This is a genomic window from Planctobacterium sp. AWH2_060, from assembly GCF_056158425.1.
In genome coordinates this window covers 375,716-398,454 of sequence record NZ_JBSWTG010000001.1, presented here as the reverse complement: position 1 = coordinate 398,454, position 22,739 = coordinate 375,716, and the positions used below count along the sequence as shown (strand labels likewise).

Annotated in this window: 19 protein-coding genes; 12 read left to right on the top strand and 7 right to left on the bottom strand. The window is 44.4% G+C overall.

The window, feature by feature from the left end:
- The first annotated feature begins 336 nt into the window (after positions 1 to 336).
- The 9 genes from miaB (at position 337) to ACXAD8_RS01605 (ending at position 11,774) form a co-directional block, all read left to right on the top strand.
- Positions 337 to 1,767, top strand: coding sequence for a tRNA (N6-isopentenyl adenosine(37)-C2)-methylthiotransferase MiaB (gene miaB, locus ACXAD8_RS01645; protein WP_475224252.1), 1,431 nt, complete (start codon positions 337 to 339; stop codon positions 1,765 to 1,767).
- Between the two features lie 14 nt (positions 1,768 to 1,781).
- Positions 1,782 to 2,846, top strand: coding sequence for a PhoH family protein (locus ACXAD8_RS01640; protein ID WP_475224250.1), 1,065 nt, complete (start codon positions 1,782 to 1,784; stop codon positions 2,844 to 2,846).
- Positions 2,846 to 3,367: an rRNA maturation RNase YbeY gene (ybeY, locus tag ACXAD8_RS01635; protein WP_475224248.1), complete on the top strand. Its 522-nt coding sequence runs from the start codon at positions 2,846 to 2,848 to the stop codon at positions 3,365 to 3,367. Before ACXAD8_RS01640 ends, ybeY begins: the two co-directional genes overlap by 1 nt.
- A 33-nt stretch (positions 3,368 to 3,400) precedes the next feature.
- On the top strand, positions 3,401 to 4,282 hold the full coding sequence (locus ACXAD8_RS01630) for an HlyC/CorC family transporter (protein ID WP_475224246.1): 882 nt from the start codon (positions 3,401 to 3,403) through the stop codon (positions 4,280 to 4,282).
- A gap of 46 nt (positions 4,283 to 4,328) precedes the next feature.
- Positions 4,329 to 5,825, top strand: coding sequence for an apolipoprotein N-acyltransferase (gene lnt / locus ACXAD8_RS01625; RefSeq protein ID WP_475224245.1), 1,497 nt, complete (start codon positions 4,329 to 4,331; stop codon positions 5,823 to 5,825).
- 73 nt (positions 5,826 to 5,898) lie between these two features.
- Positions 5,899 to 6,933, top strand: a complete 1,035-nt coding sequence (locus tag ACXAD8_RS01620) for an ion transporter (protein ID WP_475224243.1) — start codon at positions 5,899 to 5,901, stop codon at positions 6,931 to 6,933.
- A gap of 90 nt (positions 6,934 to 7,023) precedes the next feature.
- On the top strand, positions 7,024 to 7,623 hold the full coding sequence (locus tag ACXAD8_RS01615) for a hypothetical protein (RefSeq protein WP_475224242.1): 600 nt from the start codon (positions 7,024 to 7,026) through the stop codon (positions 7,621 to 7,623).
- Entirely contained in the window at positions 7,607 to 10,849 is a 3,243-nt protein-coding gene (locus ACXAD8_RS01610; RefSeq protein ID WP_475224240.1) for a PAS domain-containing hybrid sensor histidine kinase/response regulator, read from the top strand. The genes ACXAD8_RS01615 and ACXAD8_RS01610 overlap by 17 nt, the downstream gene beginning before the upstream one ends.
- A complete protein-coding gene (locus ACXAD8_RS01605; protein WP_475224239.1) occupies positions 10,842 to 11,774 on the top strand; it encodes a diguanylate cyclase domain-containing protein in 933 nt (310 codons plus the stop codon). The genes ACXAD8_RS01610 and ACXAD8_RS01605 overlap by 8 nt, the downstream gene beginning before the upstream one ends.
- Here the strand turns inward: ACXAD8_RS01605 and ACXAD8_RS01600 are convergent.
- The 7 genes from ACXAD8_RS01600 to ACXAD8_RS01570 form a co-directional block, all read right to left on the bottom strand.
- Positions 11,754 to 12,218, bottom strand: a complete 465-nt coding sequence (locus ACXAD8_RS01600; protein ID WP_475224237.1) for a tellurite resistance TerB family protein — start codon at positions 12,216 to 12,218, stop codon at positions 11,754 to 11,756. The two genes, ACXAD8_RS01605 and ACXAD8_RS01600, sit on opposite strands and share 21 nt — an antisense overlap.
- Positions 12,219 to 13,208: 990 nt before the next feature.
- Positions 13,209 to 14,036, bottom strand: a complete 828-nt coding sequence (locus ACXAD8_RS01595) for a hypothetical protein (RefSeq protein WP_475224236.1) — start codon at positions 14,034 to 14,036, stop codon at positions 13,209 to 13,211.
- A gap of 47 nt (positions 14,037 to 14,083) precedes the next feature.
- Positions 14,084 to 15,118 carry an ABC transporter ATP-binding protein gene (locus ACXAD8_RS01590; protein ID WP_475224235.1) on the bottom strand — a complete coding sequence of 345 codons (1,035 nt, stop codon included), beginning with the start codon at positions 15,116 to 15,118 and terminating at the stop codon, positions 14,084 to 14,086.
- A gap of 2 nt (positions 15,119 to 15,120) precedes the next feature.
- Positions 15,121 to 16,740 (bottom strand): ABC transporter permease, encoded by a 1,620-nt coding sequence (locus ACXAD8_RS01585; protein ID WP_475224233.1) that lies wholly within the window; start codon positions 16,738 to 16,740, stop codon positions 15,121 to 15,123.
- Between the two features lie 41 nt (positions 16,741 to 16,781).
- Positions 16,782 to 17,795 carry a Fe(3+) ABC transporter substrate-binding protein gene (locus ACXAD8_RS01580; RefSeq protein ID WP_475224232.1) on the bottom strand — a complete coding sequence of 338 codons (1,014 nt, stop codon included), beginning with the start codon at positions 17,793 to 17,795 and terminating at the stop codon, positions 16,782 to 16,784.
- A 133-nt stretch (positions 17,796 to 17,928) separates the two neighbouring features.
- Complete coding sequence (locus tag ACXAD8_RS01575) at positions 17,929 to 19,584, bottom strand: ATP-binding SpoIIE family protein phosphatase (RefSeq protein WP_475224231.1); 1,656 nt, start codon at positions 19,582 to 19,584, stop codon at positions 17,929 to 17,931.
- 20 nt (positions 19,585 to 19,604) lie between these two features.
- On the bottom strand, positions 19,605 to 19,910 hold the full coding sequence (locus ACXAD8_RS01570) for an STAS domain-containing protein (RefSeq protein WP_475224229.1): 306 nt from the start codon (positions 19,908 to 19,910) through the stop codon (positions 19,605 to 19,607).
- Between the two features lie 164 nt (positions 19,911 to 20,074).
- Between ACXAD8_RS01570 and yciH the strand changes: the two genes are divergently transcribed.
- From yciH to pheA, 3 genes are all read left to right on the top strand, one after another.
- Positions 20,075 to 20,395 (top strand): stress response translation initiation inhibitor YciH, encoded by a 321-nt coding sequence (gene yciH / locus ACXAD8_RS01565; protein WP_475224227.1) that lies wholly within the window; start codon positions 20,075 to 20,077, stop codon positions 20,393 to 20,395.
- 17 nt (positions 20,396 to 20,412) lie between these two features.
- Complete coding sequence (locus tag ACXAD8_RS01560; protein ID WP_475224226.1) at positions 20,413 to 21,213, top strand: response regulator; 801 nt, start codon at positions 20,413 to 20,415, stop codon at positions 21,211 to 21,213.
- A gap of 231 nt (positions 21,214 to 21,444) precedes the next feature.
- Positions 21,445 to 22,617, top strand: a complete 1,173-nt coding sequence (gene pheA, locus ACXAD8_RS01555) for a prephenate dehydratase (RefSeq protein ID WP_475224224.1) — start codon at positions 21,445 to 21,447, stop codon at positions 22,615 to 22,617.
- Positions 22,618 to 22,739: the final 122 nt, after the last annotated feature.

Sequence of the window (22,739 nt, the reverse complement as noted above, 5' to 3'; positions counted from 1 at the left end):
TTGGTGTTTTTGGGAATTGGTTCACAGTATCGATATCCATGTATGAAAATTTATACCCGAGATTATTTGACACACAGACATGGCACCTTGTGCTTTGTATTCCATGCACAACCCCGTATAGAATTTAAAAATATTTAGTAATAATTAAATTGTGGAATACCGCAAAAGTGTAGTGTTTTTAGCGGAATAAGCGCCGCAAGCAGAGATTTAATATGGCAACGGGTTAAATGTCTGGAAACTCACTTCATTAGGCTATAAAATACGCGCCCTTTTTTCCGCTATACTGCCGGAGAAAAGCAGAATTTATCGAACGAGTTGAATATTGAGTAAGAGAACATGAGTAAAAAGCTGTTTATCAAAACATGGGGCTGCCAAATGAACGAATACGATTCGGAAAAAATGGCGGACTTACTGGATAGCACCCATGGTTATTCCCTTGCCGAAGAAGCGGAGGAAGCTGACGTTATCTTGCTTAACACCTGCTCGATTCGAGAAAAAGCACAGGAAAAAGTATTCCATCAACTGGGTCGCTGGAAAAACCTCAAAACCAAAAAGCCAGAGCTGGTTATTGGTGTGGGCGGTTGTGTGGCGTCTCAGGAAGGCGACGCAATTCGTCAACGTGCGCCTTTTGTAGATATCGTATTTGGTCCGCAAACCCTGCATCGTTTACCTGAAATGATTTCCCAGATTCAGGCTGGAGAGCAAGCTGTTGTGGATATCAGTTTTCCTGAAATCGAAAAGTTCGACCGATTACCGGAACCAAGAGCAGAAGGCCCCACAGCGTTCGTTTCCATTATGGAAGGTTGCTCTAAATATTGCAGTTTTTGTGTTGTGCCTTATACCCGTGGTGAAGAAGTTTCACGCCCGGTAGATGATGTCATTTTCGAAATTGCGCAACTGGCGGAACAAGGCGTTCGCGAAGTCAACCTGTTGGGACAAAACGTTAACGCCTATCGCGGTGAAAACTACGACGGCAGTATTTGTCGCTTTGCCGAACTGCTGCACCTGGTTGCTGCAATCGACGGTATCGATCGCATTCGCTACACCACATCACACCCGGTTGAATTTACTGACGACATCATTGATGCCTACGAAACCATCCCAGAACTGGTGGATCATCTGCATTTACCAGTGCAAAGTGGCTCGGACCATATTCTCGCTATGATGAAGCGTGGTCACACCGCCATTGAATACAAGTCTAAAATTCGACGCCTGAAAAAAGTTCGTCCTAATCTGAGCATGTCTTCAGATTTCATCATCGGCTTCCCCGGTGAAAGTGACAAAGATTTCGAAGATACCATGAACCTGATTCAGGCCATTGATTTCGATTTAAGTTTCAGCTTTATCTACAGCGCCAGACCTGGTACGCCGGCAGCGGACGTGCCAGATGATGTTAGCGAAGAAGTTAAAAAACAACGTCTTCACTTACTGCAACAACGCATCAGTCAGCAAGCTCAGCGCATAGCCAGAAACATGGTGGGCACCACACAACGCATATTAGTGGAAGGGCCTTCTAAAAAGAATATTATGGAATTGTCGGGCCGTACCGAGAATAACCGCGTGGTGAACTTCGAAGGCACGCCAGATATGGTGGGTAAATTTGTGGATATTGAAATCACTGACGTGTTTGCCAACTCGTTACGAGGCAATGTAGTTCGCACAGAAGCGGAAATGAATCTGCGCATCGCCACGGCTCCGGAGAGTATTCTGGAAACCCGAATCGAAAAAACCGACAATCTGGGTGTTACCCAATTTCAACCTAATTAATCACAGAAAAGCCATTGAGTAATAGATTACTAGTTACTAAAAGCATTACCCTGGAGCCCATAGACAATAGACGCTTGTCCAGCCTATGTGGTCCATTCGACGACAATATCAAACAAATTGAAAAACGTTTGGGTGTTGAAGTCAGCTACAACAACACCAGTTTTAAAGTGGTTGGAAAAGCCAACTTAGTGGACGCCACCCTGACCTTACTAAAGGACTTATACGTGGAGACGCAACCCGTAAAAGGCGAGTTTCCGGAGCTAGAGCCCGAACAGGTGCACCTGGCCATTCAGGCATCGGGGATCATGGAACAAAAGAGCGACTCGGGTTGGGGTAAAGAAGTTCATATCAAGACCAAACGTGGCGTTATCAAGCCCCGCAATCCCAATCAGTCCCAATACCTGATGAACGTGGTACAACACGACATCACTTTTGGCATAGGTCCAGCCGGAACCGGCAAGACCTATCTGGCTGTAGCCTGCGCAGTTGAAGCGCTGGAAAGACAAGAAATACGCCGCATACTATTGACCCGACCTGCAGTAGAGGCCGGAGAAAAACTGGGCTTTTTACCCGGTGATTTGTCACAAAAAGTGGATCCTTATTTACGCCCTTTATACGACGCTCTGTTTGAAATGTTGGGCTTTGAAAAAGTGGAAAAATTAATTGAGCGCAATGTTATTGAAGTGGCCCCTCTGGCCTACATGCGCGGTCGCACCCTAAATGATGCCTTCATTATCTTGGATGAAAGCCAAAATACCACGGTTGAACAAATGAAGATGTTTTTGACCCGTATTGGCTTTAACTCTAAAGCCGTGGTAACGGGTGACATCACCCAGATTGACCTTCCCCGAGGTGTGCGCTCCGGTTTGCGTCACGCAATCGAAGTGCTGAAAGACGTTGACGATATTTCATTAAACTTTTTTACCGCTAATGATGTAGTCAGGCACCCGGTAGTAGCGCGAATTGTTCAGGCCTATGACAAGTTCGAACAAGAAGAAGCGCGAATTCAAAAAGAAAAGAAAGAGCTGGCGCGACAAGAAAAACTCAATGCCCAAAATAATCATTCAGGCAACGACTAATGGTGACCAATCACAGTGATATGCCAATCGTTACAGACATTGATACACAGTTAGCAACAGATACTCCATTAGACGGCAGTATCGTTGCTAACTTTGAAGCATGGATTAACGCCACATTATCAGCTGTACCAGGAGCGCTTTTCAGCAAATTTCCGCAGGGAGAAGCGCTGGAACTGACAGTTCGTGTGGTTGAGGCCACTGAAAGCCAGGAGCTTAACGCCACCTATAGAGGAAAAGATAAACCTACCAATGTTTTATCTTTCCCCTTCGAGCAACCCCCAGGTTTAAATTTACCCCTGTTAGGCGATTTAATCGTTTGCCAATCTGTGGTTGCGGAAGAAGCGATTCAACAAAATAAACCATTGGCGGCTCATTGGGCACATATGTTGGTGCATGGAACCTTGCATTTGTTGGGCTATGACCATATAAACGACGAAGAGGCGGAACAAATGGAACGCCTTGAAGTTCAAATTTTAAACAGTTTAGGTATTGACGACCCCTATATTGATCATGAATTATAGGGCGCTTGCCAACAAAGGAATTATGTCAAACTCATGAGTAACGACGACAACCCACACTCTACGAACGGTTCTTCTGGTAAGAGTTGGTTAGAAAAAATCATTCAAACCTTCACAGGAGAGCCCAAAAGTCGGGAAGAGCTGGTTGAAGTTATCAACGAAGCTGAATTGCAGGAAGTGATCGACCCGGGCACCCGGGAAATGATACACGGCGTGCTGGAAGTGGCTGAAATGCGGGTACGGGACATTATGATCCCAAGAGCGCAGATGGTAACCATTGATATCAATCAGACAGTGTCTGAATTCTTACCTCTTGTTTTAGAAACCGCCCACTCCCGTTTTCCGGTGGTATCAGAAAACAAAGACCATGTAGAAGGTATTTTGTTAGCAAAAGACTTGCTCAAATACGCCTTCGGTGAAGTACAACAGTTCGAACTAAAAGACATCTTGCGTCCGGTGGTCATTGTACCGGAGAGCAAACGCGTGGATGTTTTACTGCGCGAATTTCGTCAACACCGCTATCACATGGCGATCGTTATTGACGAATACGGCGGCGTCTCGGGCCTGGTGACTATCGAAGATATTCTGGAGCTGATTGTCGGTGAAATAGAAGATGAGCATGATGCCGATGATGAAGAAACCGAAGACATCAAGGCACTGAATACCTACACCTACTCGGTGAAAGCGCTCACCGCTGTTGATGATTTTAACCGCTATTTCAATACCAATTTTGATGAAGAGCAGGCCGATACTATTGGCGGCATAGTGCTAAACAGTTTTGGCCACATGCCTTCAAAAGATGAGTCCATCGTGATCAATGATATTGAATTTAAGGTGAATAACGCTGACGGCAGAAGACTTATCCAACTTAAAGTCACCCTGCCCAGAGTGCCAGCCAACCATCTCGCCAGTGCTTAATAAACTATCGATTCAGTATTTTCTGATAATATTGTCGGGCATAGCAATGACCTTTGCTTATGCCCCTTTTTCGTTCTGGCTGATTCCCTTTGCCAGTCTCACTATTACCTTTTATTTGTATTTCCGACATTCTCTGTCAGGCTTTAAAACCGGTTTTTTGTTCGGGATAGGCTGGTTTGGGGCCGGCATCAGTTGGGTGCATGTCAGCATCGCCAACTTTGGCGGATTACCACTCATTGGCTCTCTGGGCTTAATGGCACTGTTAGTCGCCTACCTCGCCCTTTTCCCGGCAGGCGCGTTTTGGTTATGGCATAAATTCAAAACCGCCAGACATCGCGCTTTTATTATGGCGGCAATCTGGTTTCTGTTTGAGTGGCTGCGCAGCTGGTTTTTAACCGGTTTCCCATGGCTATCTGTGGGTTATACACAATCTGTTAGCCCACTGTCTTCCTGGTATCCGTTAATCGGTGAAACCGGTGTTAGTATGCTCATGATATTGGTGACCTGTTTGAGCGCTAAATTCCTCGCCGAGTCGCACCCCCCCCCCAAACCAGTGGCTAAATCACTGAGTCTTGTTGTCACAGCATTTGCTCTTGGCTCGCTGTTGGTGGCCACTTTGAACTTCAGCACCAAACAAGACGAATCAGTAAAAATAGCCATGGTTCAGGGTAATATTAAACAGGAACTGCGCTGGGTACCGGAACAAGATGAACCCACAATGCAGAAGTACCTGAAGCTCAGTGAAAACCTTTGGCACAATGATGTCATTTTGTGGCCAGAGGCTGCGATTCCTAAACTGGAACCCCTGGCGACCGGTTATTTACAAAACCTTGATCAAAAAGCTTTCGATTCCGATACCGGATTAATAACCGGTATCGTAAATTACAACTTTGAGACCTATCAGGCCTTCAACAACCTCATAGTATTGGGCAAAGTTGACAATGATTCTGAAGCTCCCCAGTACCAATACTTTCATCAGAACCGCTACAGCAAACACCACCTGTTGCCCATTGGGGAATTTATCCCCATGGAAGACTGGTTAAGAGGTCTGGCACCGATATTTGATTTGCCCATGTCCTCTTTTACCAGAGGTGATTATGAACAGGCCAACCTGCTGGTAAATGGACATCACTTTTTAGCTGCTATTTGTTTTGAAATCGCCTTTCCGAGACAAATAAGGGACAACCTCAGAAATCAATCTGACTTCCTGCTTACTGTCAGCAACGATGCATGGTTTGGAAACTCTCACGGTCCAGCTCAGCATTTAGAAATCGCTCAGGTACGAGCTGCGGAGTTTGGCTTGCCATTAATTCGCGCTACCAACAATGGTATTACGGCGTTTGTAGATCACCGAGGAAAAATACTGGCTCAAGCTCCTCAATTTAGCAGTGCGACGCTGGAAGTTGCCTTAAACAAAGTAACCGGCATGACGCCTTATCGATATTGGGGCGATTTTCCTTTGTGGTGCTATACACTATTTATTATTGCATTTACCGCCTATCGCAATAAAAAACTAAAGGCGTTGTCCACAACTTACAGTTGATTTTACGCGGTTGATTTGAAAAGTTTATTAACCTTTCGCCAACCGCACGATCTATAACAATTGGAGTGTTGTCATGAACTACGAAAAACTGCGAGCAAGTAAACAAGGGATCTGGTTCGCTGTCGATCTGCTGATGATGACCCTGCTGGTAATAAACCTGTTGTTGTTGATCTTCGACTCGTTGTATGCCACCTCAGCTGTATTTAATTTTTTGCAGCAAAATACCCCTGCGGTAGTCGAACTGTACGCCCCGATCCACGCCAACTTTTTATTTCTGGACCTGTGTTTTATCGCGGTATTCCTGACCGAGTTTTTTGTGCGCTGGGGAGTCGCAATCAAACAAAAAGAATACATGCGCTGGTACTTTTTCCCCTTTATTCACTGGTATGACTTAGTTGGCTGTATCCCGGTGGAATCCGCCCGCATTTTCCGTTTTTTAAGAATAATTTCAGTACTTTATCGCCTGCACAAATATCAGATTATTGATTTCAGAAATTGGGCACTGTTCCGCTTTCTCAGCTTTTATTACAACGTACTTATCGAAGAGTTGAGCGACCGTATCGTTGTAAAAATACTCACCGATGCTCAGGATGAAATTGCTAAAGGTTCGAGCTTATTGGACGAAATCGCCGATAACATTATCAGCCCCAGAAAGGCGGTTGTTACTCAGTGGGTCTCTTCGTTGGCTCAGCATTTGGGCACTTCAATAAGTCACCCCGAACAAGGGGAAGTGATCAGGAAACACATTATCAACAGTGTTGCTAAAGCGGTTCGTCAAGATGATCAAATTGCACTACTCAATCTGGTTCCGGTTCTGGGAGGCAATATCGAAAAACGTTTGCAAAACACGGTTTCGAATGTCGTTATCCAGTCAATAACTAACATGCTGGAAGACCTTGATAACGAGACAGTATCAGATATCTTCGACAAGGGGTTTAATCACCTCACCAACGATGAAAAACAGGTGAATAACGAAATTTTGAATTTAATCATCGAAGTGTTGGAGCTAGTAAAAGCGCATATTGCTCAAAAGCGCTGGCAAGAACATCTGGAAGAAAGAGATCAGCGTAAAAAGCAAGCGGCGACAGAATCCAATACACTGTTCTGATAACTATGGCTATACTACAAATAATTGTTTTAAATTCTACACTTAAGTAGCACTTAGCAAGCCGAAGACAAACATGGACAGAACCCAGCAATGTTAACCCCCGCAAAAGACGACCAAAAACACTGGCGGCATTGGATGGTACTGGTCGTTCTGCTGTGCTTTAGCTCCCCGGCCTGGTCTGAAGAGGACTTTCGCGTACTCAACGGCTTAAAGATGTTTAAGTCAATTCTCCAGGCAGATCAGGACATCAATGACAAACACAATGCCGATAACGGCTTAGATATTGTCTTTCTGTACACAGGCGATTTACAACGTGCCGAAAAACTCGCCCGCAGCTTCTTGCGCATGGGCCGCGGTGATAAAAAGGGCCGGATCAAAGATATGCCGGTATTTGTGCACCTGGTAAAAGATATGACGCACATTGAGGAGCTGGAAATCGCAGCTGCCGGTATATTTATACTCAATAAATTAAGCACAGAAGAAATTAAAGCAATAGCGCTGTTTGGTCAGAATAGAAATGTCGTCACCTACTCGCCTTTCAGAGGAGACGTCGAAAAAGGAATTTTTAGCGGACTGACCATAGATACCAGCCCCAAACCTTTTATCAATGCCCAGGTAATGAACGACTCAGGAATACGTATTAAATCTTTTTTCTTAAGGGTGGCGACACTATATGAACCCACAAGATAAAAACTACCTGAGGCGCACCCCAAAAGCGATTTCAGCCATTTTCGTGTTACTGGCGATCTCCTTGCAAATCTCGCTGGCACTATACTGGACAGAAATATTACAACCCAAACTGCGCACAGAAGCGGCCGCTGATGCCAAACTGATTGCTGAGTCTCAGGGATTACAATTACTGTCAGCACTTCAAGCCTATGAGGAAATGCAAAACAGCGATGAAATTGAGCGTACTATTAGTAGCCTGATGCTGTATCAGGAACCCAATTTAGGCGAACCATTTTTTAAACAAATCAGCCTTGAAACCGACAAAGACCTCTTCCCCAACCTGCCGCCAATGGTGCGTGGTGATAGTCAGTGCGCAAGCTGCTTCGATGTCGAGGTTCCGCTGTATTCACCGAATACCTTTGCCATTATGGGCATCGCCCATTTCAAAGTATCTGACGAGTTTTTCAGGTTATTAGCCCGGGATATCCGCAATCAATTGATGATCCAGGGGGCTATCGCGCTGCTATTGCTGTTGATTGCATGGGTTACCTCTTTGTATTTGTTCCGCACTTTGAAAAAAGAAATTGAGCTGCGTAAAGCATCTGAAATCGCTTTAACTGAAAACCAGAGAAAATACCACCGCTTAGTCAGCAACCTGAACCAGTACTTTGTGTATGCCCGAGAAACAGATGGCACCATCAGTTGGATCAGTGAAGGTGCAACGCAGCTGTATGGATATGCTGAATCAGAGCTACGAGATATTTGTGGCCTGCTCACCGAAAACCCGATAAATCAGGTGGCAAAACGTTATCTAAAACAGGTAAACAAAGATCTGGAGCAGGCTGAATTCGAGGGTGAAATCCAAGACAACAAGGGCAATAAACGCTGGATTTTGTTTTCTGAAGTAAACCTGTTTGATCAGTCAGGCGAATTAAAAAGTGTCGAAGGCCTGGCAAGAGACATTACCCGACAAAAACAAATCGAAGCGGATCTCATCGAAGCCAAAGAAAAAGCTGAAGTGGCCAGCCAGGCCAAAGGCCAGTTTTTAGCTAACATGAGTCATGAAATCAGAACCCCCATGAATGCCATCATTGGCAATACTTACCTGATTCAAAAAACCCAACTCGACGGCAAACAGCAACAATATATTAACCGGATTGATTCATCCGCTCATGTGCTTCTGGGATTGGTTAACGACGTTTTAGACATTTCCAAAATCGAAGCCGGTAAAATGGAATTAGAAAGCATACCATTTACCATCGATGAGTTACTGAATAACCTGGCAAACGTGGTCATTAGTCAGGCGCAACAAAAAGCACTGGATATCTTATTCGACGTGCCTGTAGATATCCCACAGCCGGTACTGGGTGACCCTCTCAGGCTCGGTCAGGTCATGTTAAACCTGGTCAATAATGCCATTAAGTTTACCGAGCAAGGTGAGATTATAGTTAAGGTCGCGGTGCTGGGCAGATCTGAACAAGATCTTCATCTGCAATTTTCTGTTAAAGATGATGGCATTGGGATAGATGAAGAAAAACAAAAACTGCTATTTCAGTCTTTTAATCAGGCTGACAACAGTGTCACTCGTCGCTTTGGTGGCACCGGTCTGGGTCTCGCCATCTGCCAACACCTGGTAACTATGATGAAAGGCAATATCAGGGTGGAAAGCGAATATGGCAAAGGCAGTACCTTTTATTTTGATGTTCATTTAGCCCTAAACAGTAAAAGCGAAACTTTGACCATTACTCCGCCAGAGCTTCCCGGCCTTAAAAAGGTATTAATCGTAGATGATAGTGAAGCTTCCGCTGTCATTACTCAAAATATACTAGATAAACTCGGCATAGAAACAGCCATTACCCACTCTGCTGGTCATCTACTTAAAATCGTGCAACAGCAGGCACAAGTTAGCCAGTATCAAGCCATTATCATTGACCACTTCATGCCTGAAGTGGATGGTCTGGAAGCCGCTGAAATGCTAATGAAATCAGGTAAAACCGACCTGCCCAAATTAGTCTTAATGACGTCTCCAGGCGCAGAAGAAAAGCATCAGGAAAACATCAATCAATTATTTCACGAGGTCTTGTATAAACCGCTCAACAGAGAAGACTGTAAAGATACGCTGAGTCGACTGTTTAACCATGTGGAAGATGAACATGAAGTTCATTATACAGGAGGTAAATCATCATTACCGGACTTTTCTGCAAAGCAAATTCTGTTGGTGGAAGACAATAAGATCAATCAGGAAGTAGCACTGGCCCTGTTGGAGGATATTAACGCCACAACAACCATTGCCAACAATGGTCAGGAGGCCTTAGAAAAGGTTAAACAACAAACCTTCGACCTGATATTAATGGACATTCAGATGCCTGTTATGGACGGCCTGACAGCAGCCAAAAAACTGCGACAAGAATTAAATGTCACCATGCCAATCATAGCGATGACGGCACACGCGTTAGAAGAAGACAGAGAAAAAAGCCGACAGGCAGGAATGAATGATTACATTACCAAACCTATAGATGTGACAATATTTTATGATACCTTGAAACGCTGGCTGCCAGCCAATTCGCAAACTAAACGCAAAGCCTCCCATCCTGTGGCAGCGGCAACGTCGTTACCGGTGGTGGATGGCATTAATATCACCACCTTGTATCGGAGAATAGGTCAAAAAGACAGCCTGTTAGATGAAATACTGCAAGAGTTTGAGCAAAGTTGCGCCCAGTTCCAACAGCAAATAGTACATGCCACAGAACAGCAAGATAACCTCAAAATCGGCCAATTAATTCATCGCATGAAAGGCGAATCCGGCAATGTAGCAGCCGAAGCTTTACACAGTAAAATCGTTGCGCTGGAAACTAGTTTCAAACAGCACAGCAGCCTTGATCAAAACCTGCTTTCCTTAATAGACGAGGATATTACTACGCTCAGAGAAGTGTTGAATAATCACCTCAATCAAAACCAGGTTGAAGAAGAAACGGATGATGGCAAGGCCTCACTGTTGACTGTAGAAAAACTCACTGAAATTCAACAATGTACGGATGAACTTAGGGCATTGCTAGAGTCTCAGTCCTTAGATGCCATGGACAGTGTCACCGCTTTAAAAGCCAGTTTAAACGGTCAGATCAATAAAAATGCGCTTCGCGACCTGCATTCGGCAATACATCAGCTGGATTATGAGCTAGCCTTAAGTTATCTGGATAAGATTTGTTTAGCGCTGAACTTACACGAGAACGCACAGTACAATGTTTGAGACTTCGACAGCTGATAAACAAACTGTGCTGGTAGTGGATGACGCTATCAGCAATATAAAAATGCTTGGTGAAATCTTGCGAGCAGACTGTGATATTGTGTTCGCCACCAATGGCAAAGCCGCGCTGCAACAGGCTACACGAACACTTCCCGATCTGATCCTGTTAGATGTCGTGATGCCCGATATGGATGGTTACCAGGTTTGCCAACATCTCAAACAGAACCCAGCCACAAATCACATTCCAGTCATTTTTATTACCGCTTTAGACAGTATCGAAGACGAAGAAAAAGGTCTCGAAGTTGGGGCAATCGACTATATCGCTAAACCATTTCATCCGCCAATAGTCACTATGAGAGTGCGCAATCATCTGGAGTTGGTACGACATCGAAAACGGTTAAAAATGCTGTCCACCACGGACGGATTAACCGGAATTGCCAATCGCCGCCGGTTCGATGAAATGTTGCACAAAGAATGGCACCGAGCGCTAAGAGAGCAAGAATTTATCAGTATCCTGCTCATTGATATTGATCGTTTCAAACAATACAACGACCACTATGGACATCTAAAAGGTGATGAATGTCTCAAGTTGATAGCCAACATCTTTCAGTCCAGTATCAAACGGGAAACTGACTTTTTAGCGCGTTATGGTGGTGAGGAATTCTCGGTTATATTGCCCAACACAGATTTAAAAGGCGCTGAAGCCTTTGCCTTACAGCTAATGAAAAATATTCAGGATGCAGAAATACCACACGAAGGTAATGGCAGTTTTGGTAAAATAACCACCAGTATTGGACTCACTTCTCTGCTTCCAAACAAGAACATTACTTTATCAGATGCCTTGTCATTCACCGACGGATGTCTGTACGAAGCTAAAAATGCCGGTCGCAACATCTGCATCTCACGACTATTCCCCTGCGGCAATTGATTGTTCTGCCGCCATCCGACACTGAATAAAATCGCTGTGAGATAAATACATTAACTCAGCCATTTTGCGTATCAGATGCTCCTCATGGGGATCCACCCGTCCATCAGACATGGCTAAATGCCACAATGATGTCAAAATATAACGCTTTTGCTCCGCGCTGCAGTTTTCATGGATCAGCCGGGTAAACTGCATGTAATCTACGGCTTGTTTTGCTTTGGCTTCAACTTTTTGCAAAAACGGAGACAATTGTTCTTTGGCAAAGCCGAATTCCGTTAAGACTTTATGCTCATAAGCCTCTATTTCAGATTCGCTGAAATGCGCATCAGCCCGCAGAACTTCATAATAAAGTACTGCCGTCGCCAATGGCACGGTTAGCTCTTCAGAGCCGTTGCCGTCCTGTTCAGCGTCATTGTCATTTAACCAATCCAGAATTTTCGCAATCATAAGTTCAGGTTTTCCTCATTCTGCTAATTACCTTAACGTCATCAATTAGTTTCTTAAAGTAATATTGCGTTGATGATATTTCTGCTTACAAATTTGTAGCCCCTGGAACTCAGGGCAAGATCACGATTCTTTGGCGACATCCGACACAGCCTGACCTAACCGAAGCTAAAACCTAATTATTTGTGCTACGTCTTAAATTATCGATATTTCAGTACTCAACCTAACTACAGGCTCTGGTTTTGAGTTTGCTGTTAGATAGACTTTTTTGGCACCGCCGTCTAATTCAATCTTTATCATTTGATTGAAATCATTGTCGGGGCGCCGACTGCGCCTCAAGGGGACCGGGCTGCGCCCCCCTTAAGAATCCCCCGCAGCCCCTGACGCGCAAAGGCATAAACTTCACCATCAGAACAACGACGACCATCAATGACAGCACATCCCTGTGCTGGGCAATAAGTGACGCTAAGCATTCGCTCAGCGCCATATCAGCGAGCTTAATTCGAGGCGCGTGAATGAAGTAATACTGGTGGTCTTTCGAATTTCACGCAAAGCTCAACGCATCCTGCTCTCGCCCCTTACCAACATCCCTGTTGGCAACAAAGAAGTAAGCCGCTGAGATGGCGTCGTCGATGGATTTGAAACGGTTTTATACGTCGTTAGATGTTTTTGATTTAACCCATTAAACCTGTAAACATCTGCCTTGTCTAAAACCGTTTCAATTTCCACTGAGTAGCATGCTTAACGTTACTTATTGGTATTTGCTATCATCCCTGATACCTCTCGTCGTTGTTTTAACTGATGTCGCGGTTTAATGCGCGTAAAGGGAGATTAGGCTCAGCACTCCGAACAAAAACTGCGGTAATCGATCCTGTATACGAATTAATTTGGCTTCATATCTAAATGAAAATTTTTAGTTTCTGAACATTAAGGTCACTAAATGAGCTCTCATGCTCTCGCTCTGCCTTGGAGCGCTTTCGATGTCGCGCAAATCTACCAGTCGAAGACCCATTTTTTAAAGGGCTTGTCAGTCTCTTCGCCTATCGCAATGACTATTGATTGCTCAAACTGTGAGAGAGGAAATGCGTGACGAGTTAATGTATGCGAAGCCATGAGCTGTAAAAATTCACCATTCTCCATCATTTCGATGAGTTTTGTTTCAAGGTGCGCTGCTAACTGCTGGCTTTTTTGATTAACATAAAAATACATTTCAGTGTGGTATCGCAACAATAAATGCGTATCCCAAAGTAAATCAGGGTATTGCTCATTAACCGCATCCAGCTCTCCCTTTCCCTCAAAAATACTGAGAAACAATAAGTCACAGCGCTCCATTGCTAACATGGATAACATTGCCTCGAAGCTGTGTACCCGGACGACATGCAGACCAGCGGCTTCCAATATATCTGCATCGGGCCAGTGGCGGCCCTGACAGATACTAAAACGTTGCAGTTCCTGCAGCGTTTTTATCTTTACAAAGCTGTCGTGAAATCGTTCATGCAGTACTGCTGCTCTGATCCCTAGCCCACCCTTGAACAAGGGGACAGTTATACGGATCAAGTTTTTATTGCGTTGTTGCGAACTGCCGGACCACATGACATCGTAAAACTCTCCGGCTTCCAATAACTTAATTGCCCGCCCCTGCCCCGGATATTCAATGGTCTCCAGTCGATATTGTCCCTGCAGTGAATAGCGCAGTAACGTAGTAAAATAAGCATGACTCACATCATCGTTTTTTTGCGGGCCCAGAGTACGCACCACAGGCAAATCCGCAGCCACACAAAGCAAAGGTAGCAGCAACAATGCCATCAGGAATCTGTTCACGATAAGTATATGCCGTGTAGGACTAATTGAGTTAAGTATAGACAAGCTTAGTGACGCGGAAAAACAACACTGTGCTGCATATCAAAACGAATACCGATAGCGTCGCCGGGTAAATGGTCATGATGAGCCGAAGCGTAACAATGCAAGCGCAGCCCTTCGCAAGACAACTCAAACAAAAACTGCGCCCCTTTAAAATAGCGCCTGACGATCTTTGCCTTCATCGGGCTGTTATCATCGTGAATGACATCATCAGGCCTGACTAAGAGTTGCAGCGAGTTAACGACTGCATTGACCTTGTTAATGGGCTTGGAAAAAACACCCAACGGTGTTGTGATTTTCCCTGCATCATTCACTTCAGCGGGAAGATAATCACAAATTCCCAGAAAACGGGCAATTTCCTGAGTATCCGGACGGTGATACACCTCGTATGGCGTACCTGACTGGACCAGATGTCCGCCACTCAATACCGCAATCTTATCTGCCATGGTAAAGGCTTCGGAATGATCATGAGTCACTAATAAAGCGGTGATCCCTTCTTTTTTGAGTATTTGTCTGATTTGCACCGCCAGTGATTCCCGCAAATCCTTATCCAGACTGGAAAACGGTTCATCCAATAACAATAGATTGGGTTTCGGCGCTAACGCTCTGGCTAAGGCTACTCGTTGTTGCTGCCCACCTGATAACTCGTGGATCATGGCATGCTCTTTTCCTACAAGGTCCACCAGTTGCAAAAGTTCCTGTAAACGTTGCTGTCGCTGGTTTTTATTCAGTTTTTGCAAGCCAAAGGTAATATTGTGGGCCACATCCAGATGTGGGAAAAGCGCCAGATCCTGAAACATCATACCAATGTTACGCACCTCAGGCTTTAACTGGAAAGTAGCAGAGCTCGCTTCTTTACCATTGATGGTAATACTGCCCGCGCCGATATCTTTAAATCCGGCAATGGCCTTTAAAATAGAGGTTTTACCAGAACCTGAGTTACCCAATAAACAGCCGATTTCACCGCTTTTAAGTTGCCAGCTAAATTGTTCGACAACGGTATTGTTGTCATAGCAAATTTGAATTTTCTGAAGATTAAGCATGATTATTTTGCGTTAATATTTTTTTGAATAAACCAGACCGGCAATAAGCCCGCTAACACGATAAATAAAGCGGGTAACGCAGCATCGGTCAATCGCTCATCGGAAGCCAGCTCGTAGGTCTTTACCGCAAGAGTATCGAAATTAAAGGGTCGCAGAATGAGTGTTGCAGGTAATTCTTTAAGAACGTCCACAAAGACCATCAACATCCCCACCAACAATGTGGGCTTGAGAATTGGAGCGTGGATCTTGCGCAGAATACCAATATTGGATTCCGCCAGAGTTTTAGCGGCCTCATCCAGAGATGGCGCAATACGCTCCAATCCGGTTTGAACATGTTGATATCCGACCGTCAGGTAACGAATAACATACGCGAACAACAACGCGAATATCGTACCGGACAACACCAGACCAGGCTGAAATCCCATCAGCTGTAGAGTTGCCTTGTTTAGCCATAAGTCTGCTTTACCCAAGGCAATGACCGCACCGACAGCGATTACCGCTCCAGGGAATGCATATCCCAGGGTGGAAATATTAATAACTTGCTGTATCTGTTTTGAAGGGTTTGCGCGTCTAGCATAACCAAACACCAGGGCGATCATCATGACAACAAGCGCCGCCAGAGCCGCAACCAGAAAACTGTTTTTCAACAGATTCAGCAAGGCTGAATAATCTGGCGAATTATGCATTACTAAAATTGCCCATGACACCAGTCTGACAACAGGTAACACAAAGGCCAGCAGAAAAATTATCATCAGGCTCAACAAAACAACTACCTGTTTTTTACCCGAAATATTTTTGCAGCTTACTGTGGAGCTATTGCGGTTACTATAAAACCGCTGTTTGCGACGTACCCATTTTTCGCCCCACAACAAAAAAAGCACAAAGCACACCAATCCAGAAGACAGTTGAGCCGCTACCAAAGGCTCATTCATGCCAAACCAGGTCCTGAAGATTCCCGTAGCCAGTGTGGACACACCAAGATATTCCACCGTACCAAAATCGGCAAAAGCTTCCATCATAGCCAAAAGCATACCCGCTGAGATTGCCGGAAGTGCCAATGGCAAGGCGACTTTGCGAAAATACTGATTGTCACTTAACCCCAGACTTCGCGATACCTCTTGCAACGACTTAGATTGCGAGGAAAAGGCCACATAAGCAAGACCATAGACATAGGGGAATAGTACGATTGATAAGACAAAGATTGCCCCAGACATAGATTGCACATCCGGAAACCAGTAGTCACCATAACCCCATCCAGTCATGGCTCTGAGAGACTCCTGAAATGGCCCTGAAAAATCCAGCAGGCCAGTGTAGGTATACCCCATAATATAGGGAGGAAATGCCAATGGCAGGAAAAGCAGCCATTTAAAATACCGTGAAAAGACAAACTGATATTGACTTAAACACCAGGCACACCAGGTACCGAGCACACCACAAGTCATGCCAACACCAAAGGCTAACGTCAGACTGTTGAGCACATAGTCTTGCAATACGGTATCAACAAGGTGAGACCAGACCGCCAGATCTGGCCATAACCAAGCACCGAACACGACACAGGAAGGCACAGCGATGATTATCGCTGCAATCATTACCAGAGTGTTTAAGTTAAACCACCTTGTCATCAGATTCGGCCCTTGCGAAAAGGGCCATATGCGTGCTTTTGCTATTTCCAGCCTGCTTTATCCATTAATTTAATGGCGGCTGAATTTAGCTCACCTACCTGTTGAAGTGGAACGTCTTCAGCTTTAAAGTCACCAAAGGTTTGCAGTAACTCACTGGTAGCAACCCCAGCCACTACCGGATATTCGTGATTATTTTCCGCATACCATTTCTGACTTGATTCACTGGCCAGAAATTCCATCAGACTTAAGGCTGTAGCACTATTAGGAGCGTGCTTTAATACCGCCGCACCAGAAATATTTACGTGAGCACCACTCGCTTCTTGATCAGGCCAATAGACCTTTAATTTGCTGGCAATGGCCTGATTCTCAGAATCGGTATCCGCTAACATCCCCGCCAGGTAATAGGTATTGGCGATAGCAACATCACATTGTCCTGCTACAACCGCTTTAATTTGGTCTCTGTCACCGCCTTTAGGTGGACGAGCAAAGTTTTTAACGAAACCATTTGCCCAGGTTTGTACCTTTTCTTCGCCAAACTTGGTTATCATGGCTGCAACCATAGATTGGTTGTAAATATTATTGGAAGAACGAATACAAATGCGTCCTTTCCATTTCGCATCCGCTAAGTCCAGAATTGACCCTAGCTCTTCCACCTGGACTCGCTCAGGGTGATACATAACGGGTCTGGCACGCAGGGTTAAAGCGAACCAGTAGCCCTCTTCATCTCTCAGGTTTGCAGCAATTTTGTTTTGCAAAAATTCTGAATCTACAGCTGACAATAAGTTCATTTCTTTAGCCCGTTGCAAACGGCCTACATCCGTGGTCAGAATTAAATCAGCAGGACTAAATTGCCCCTCTGATGCGATGCGCGAAATTAATGCGTCGGCTTTGCCGGTTATAAGGTTTACTTTGACTTTCTGCGCCGTCTCAAACTCATCCAACAAAGGTTTGATTAACTCTTCTTTGCGCGCTGAATAAACATTAACTTCTTGTGCGTTAACCATGGGCGTTAAGCAGCTTACTAACAGTGAGGTTGCAAGTAATAGTTTTTTCATAAATTAATTTAGCTTTATTGTCGGTGCTGAGGATACTATTTCAATTGAGAATAATTCTCAATAGCGCATTGAAAAAATCGCTGACATATTAACACCCTGTAACAAACATAGCTGCAAATAAAATCGGTAAGTATCAATTCTCATTGATAAAAAAGGTCGCTATGGCCTTAGTGCCGCACTCCAGGTATTCGAACTCATCACTCAGTTCTTTGACCAAAGTAATACCTCGACCATAACAATGCTCTAACTCAGCTTCTGCAACATAGCTTTCGTAATCAAATCCTTCTCCGCTCTCTTTGATGGTAAAGGTAAGACGAGGCGGTGTAGTTTCATAAGCCATACTGATAGTTACCCATCCATCTTGTAACTCAGAAATACCTGCCTCTCGTTGCTGAAAGTATTCCATGAACCCTTCTGGCGAGGACTTTACCTGAGAATCCAGCTTCAAAATCCCGTGCTCCAGCGCATTGTTATATAACTCACTAATTACAGTGAAGATATTTGAACGCAGCCCATAAAATGCAGCGTGACCGGAGAGCAAATCAGTGATTTCGCCTACCGGATTGGCACTGGCAAAATTTTCATGGGTGATTTTAAAATTCAGTTGGAATGAAGCAGAAGGCAGTTCAACCACTTGTTTTTTAAGATTTAGTGGCTGAGCTTCATAGATAAACATACTGATGTCATCGTCTTGCTCATCATCCGCTCGATATTGTTCAACTTTTTGCATCAGCTTTGCAGTGCTGACTTCGGACATTGTCTCGACCCAGGCCTCTAAGCCAGCTTCAGCTAGCATTACTCCCTCTGCATTGCACAGCTCAATAACGCCATCCGTGTAACCTAAAATTCGGTCGCCATATTGCGCTTCAAAATACTCAACATCATTCTCAAACTCATCGGGCTCCAGTATGCCCAATGCCATATGAGCTGATTCAAAGCGCTTTTTAACCTTGCCCTTTTGATCAAACAATATTAAATGCGGTAAGCCTCCATTCCAGATGTCCAGGGTACATCCATCGTCGGCAATTTCAATGATTGCTGCGGCGAAAAACATACCATCTGGCAAGAAATCCAGTAGTGTCTTGTTCAGCGTTTCTGCCATTTCAGAAACCGGTATACCTTTTTCAGACATGGTCTGAAACGCTCGCGAAACCGGGATGGCCCCTATGGCAGACGCTAACCCATGGCCTGTAAAGTCTCCCAGAAGTACATACAAGCCACCGCCGGGGGAGCGTTCAATCAAAAGCATATCACCATTGAAGTTACTGGCAGGAGCGAGCTGACTGTCGATGAATTTGGTAACACTGCGATTGTTAGTGAGCACATTAGAGAAAATGTGCTCAACAATGGTATGCTCTTGCTCTATATGTCGCTGGTGAAATATCAACTCCCGGTTTTGTTGATAGGCTCTTTTACTCAACATTCGGGTTCTGGCATGAGCCTTTAGTTTGGCTGCGAGAATGATTTTGTTAAATGGTTTACCGACAAAGTCATCGCCGCCAACAGAAAGACATTGCACCAGACTGTCTTCATCATCCATGGCGGTAATAAAAACAATTGGCAGATAGGTATCCCGTTGTAAGGCCTTTAATTTAGGCGCAACTTCAAGTCCGCTCAAGCCAGGCATCACCACATCTAACAAAACAATGTCGGGTACCAGCTCTTCAGCCATGAGCAAAGCTTGCTCACCACTTTCAGCTTCATGACAATCCGTAAATCCATTTTCCTGCAACAGGTGACTGAGCAGGGTTCGGTTTATTAATTCATCATCGACTATCAGGATCCGCATACAGACGGCTGCCAGTCACATTATTTAATGGTGAACTTTTTATCGAAGCGAGAAATTTCAAGAATTTTAGCCACCGCCGGTTTGCAGTTTACAATCTGAAAGTCTGAAACCTGTTTGTCCAATGATTTTCTCATGTTCAGCAACATGCCCAGCGCCGAGCTATCCATGTATTCGGTGTGACCTAAGTCCACTATGACCTGGGTGACATCAACAATATCTTCTGCATATGCGTCTCTGAAATCCTGTACTTTAGAAAAATCAAACTTGTCATACACGATAATGGTTAACGTTTTCCCATCACTGGATAGTTCTCTTTCTAAACTCATGAAAATACTCCGTAATATATACTTTGGTCGAATAGTTTGTTTTAAAAAGTTGTTTAAGCTGATCACTACTACCTGGAGACACAATCAACAAAAACCGAAATTAACCATATAAACAACAATTATTTTTTACTAAAATCAAAAATAAATTGTTAGTGGATCTAATCATGGCAGAAAATCCTTTAGTTTACAGTACCGACTTTGGTCGAATACAACAAAACGCTCCGCAAAAATCCGCACCTACGGGAGATGGTATTGTGCGTATCCGTCGTGAAACCAAAGGACGCAAGGGAAAAGGCGTTACCACGGTCTCAGGATTATTGTTAGATGACAGTTCATTAAAGGCCATCGCGAAAGATTTAAAAAAGCTTTGCGGTACCGGTGGTGCAGTCAAAGATCAGGTAATTGAAATCCAGGGCGATAACCGGGATAAGATTAAATCCTTTTTAGAAGCGAAGAATTACACCGTCAAATTGGCCGGTGGTTAATCAAATAAGAGTAACTCATGCAAAGACTACAAATTTCAGACCTAAACATCTTGTTGATAGAGCCGTCTGATACCCAACGTAAAATCATCACCTCATTGCTCATTAAAGAAAATGTTGCCGAGATCGATGCCGTATCAGATGTCTCTGGCGCAAAAAATGCGCTGATGTCTCATGGCGCTGATCTGGTAGTCAGTGCCATGTATTTTGCAGATGGCACCGCCATTGATGTTTTAAAATACATCAAAGAGTCTGCCGAGCTGGCCTCCATCCCCTTTATGTTGATATCCAGTGAAACCAAAACCTCTAAACTGGAGGAATATAAGCAGGCGGGTATTTCAGCCATTCTTCCCAAGCCATTTAAACCTGTGCACCTCACCAAAGCACTGAATGCTTCTTTAGATTTAATCAACGAAGATGAAATAGAACTGGAATATTTTGATATCACTCAGATTCGGGTATTACTGGTGGATGACAGCATGTTGGCGCGAGGTCATATTCGCCGAACCCTGGAAAAAATGGGCGTGAAGAATTTTATCGAAGCAGAAAATGGCGCAATGGCCCTCACCTACCTCAAAGATCACGAGTTTGATATTGTAGTAACAGACTATAATATGCCGGAAATGGATGGCCGGGAATTATCAGAATTTATCCGTTTTAACCCGGAAACTGCACATATCCCAATTATCATGGTGACATCTGAAAGCGCCGATAGTTTGCATATGTCAAACATTCAACAAACCGGCGTAAATGCCCTTTGCGACAAGCCCTTTGAGCCTAGCATGGTGAAAAAGATGCTGGTTTCACTGCTGGCAGATTAAAAACAGGCGAACTGACTCAGCAATTCCATTGATTGCTGAGTTATAACCATTAGTTTGTTGACTTTTATGGCCTGTAGTTTTAACTTCGAATACATGAATACACATAACGCACTCTTTTTCTTTTTTACCTCATCCTGAACCGGGAGGCTTGTGCGTGAGTACGAATTATTAAAACCTCCCAACCGGGAGGTTTTTTTTTGCTTTTACAGAAAACAACATCAGGAACACAACATGGATTTGCAGACTTTACGCAACCAGATCACCGAAACCGATGAACAATTACTCAAGCTACTGGCTCAGCGTCAGGAACTCACAAAAGCCGTGGCCGAAGATAAGATCCGTCATCACAAAAATGTCCGCGATACACAACGCGAAGAATCTCTACTCGTAGAGCTGGTAAAAAAGGGCCAACAGTTTGGCCTGGCGCCCCAGTACGTAAAATCCCTGTTTCATGTCATCATTGAAGATTCAGTACTCAATCAGCAAGCGTTACTTACACAACATGCAAACCCAGACAAACAAAACAGTGTAAACCGGGTGGCTTTCCTGGGAGACAAAGGCGCATACAGTTACCTAGCCACCCATAAATACTTCGCTCGTCGACCCGGTGCATTACACGAAGTTGGTTGCCAAAGTTTCGCAGAAATCTTTGAGCATGTTGAAAATGGCAGCGCAGATTATGCCGTGCTCCCAATCGAAAATACTTCATCGGGCAGTATTAATGAGGTATATGACCAATTACAGCACAGCAATATCGCCATCGTAGGTGAGCTGACTTTACCGGTGCGTCATGCCATTCTCACCAAAGACGAAAAAGACCTCAGCAACATCAAAGTTTTGTATGGACACCCACAAGTATTTCAGCAGTGCAGTAAATTCCTCAGCACCTTAGGTAAGGTGCAAAGACAAGTCTGCGACAGCACTTTTCACGCATTAAAACAGGTGAGTGAATCACAACGATTCGACATTGCAGCTATCGGCAGTGCCGAGGGTGGCGCTTTGTACGATTTGCATCCAATTCAGGACAATATTGCTAATCAGCGGGAAAATCACAGCCGCTTCATTGTGATTGCCAAAGAGCCCTGTGTAGTACCACTGCAAATTCCAGCCAAAACCACCTTCGTTATGTCTACTGTGCAAAAACCCGGTGCGCTGGTGGAAGCGCTGGTTGTACTTAAAGACAACAATATCAATATGACTAAGCTGGAATCCCGCCCTATCACCGGAAACCCCTGGGAAGAGATGTTTTACATTGACGTAGTAGGTAATATTCAGGATGGCCCGGTAGAGAAAACCATCGAAGAGCTCACCAATATTACCCGAAACCTGAAGGTATTAGGTTGTTACCCCAGTGAAGATATCGACCACACAAAAGTACCGATGGTAAAAGCCATTTCCGAATGACATTTACCTGATTAGACAAAGCGCTCTTCTGAGCGCTTTTTTTTGCACTAAAATCAGTCAGTTAATACGAAAACTTAGAATTCCGCACAAAATATTCTTGCCGAAAACAACATTTTAAATCA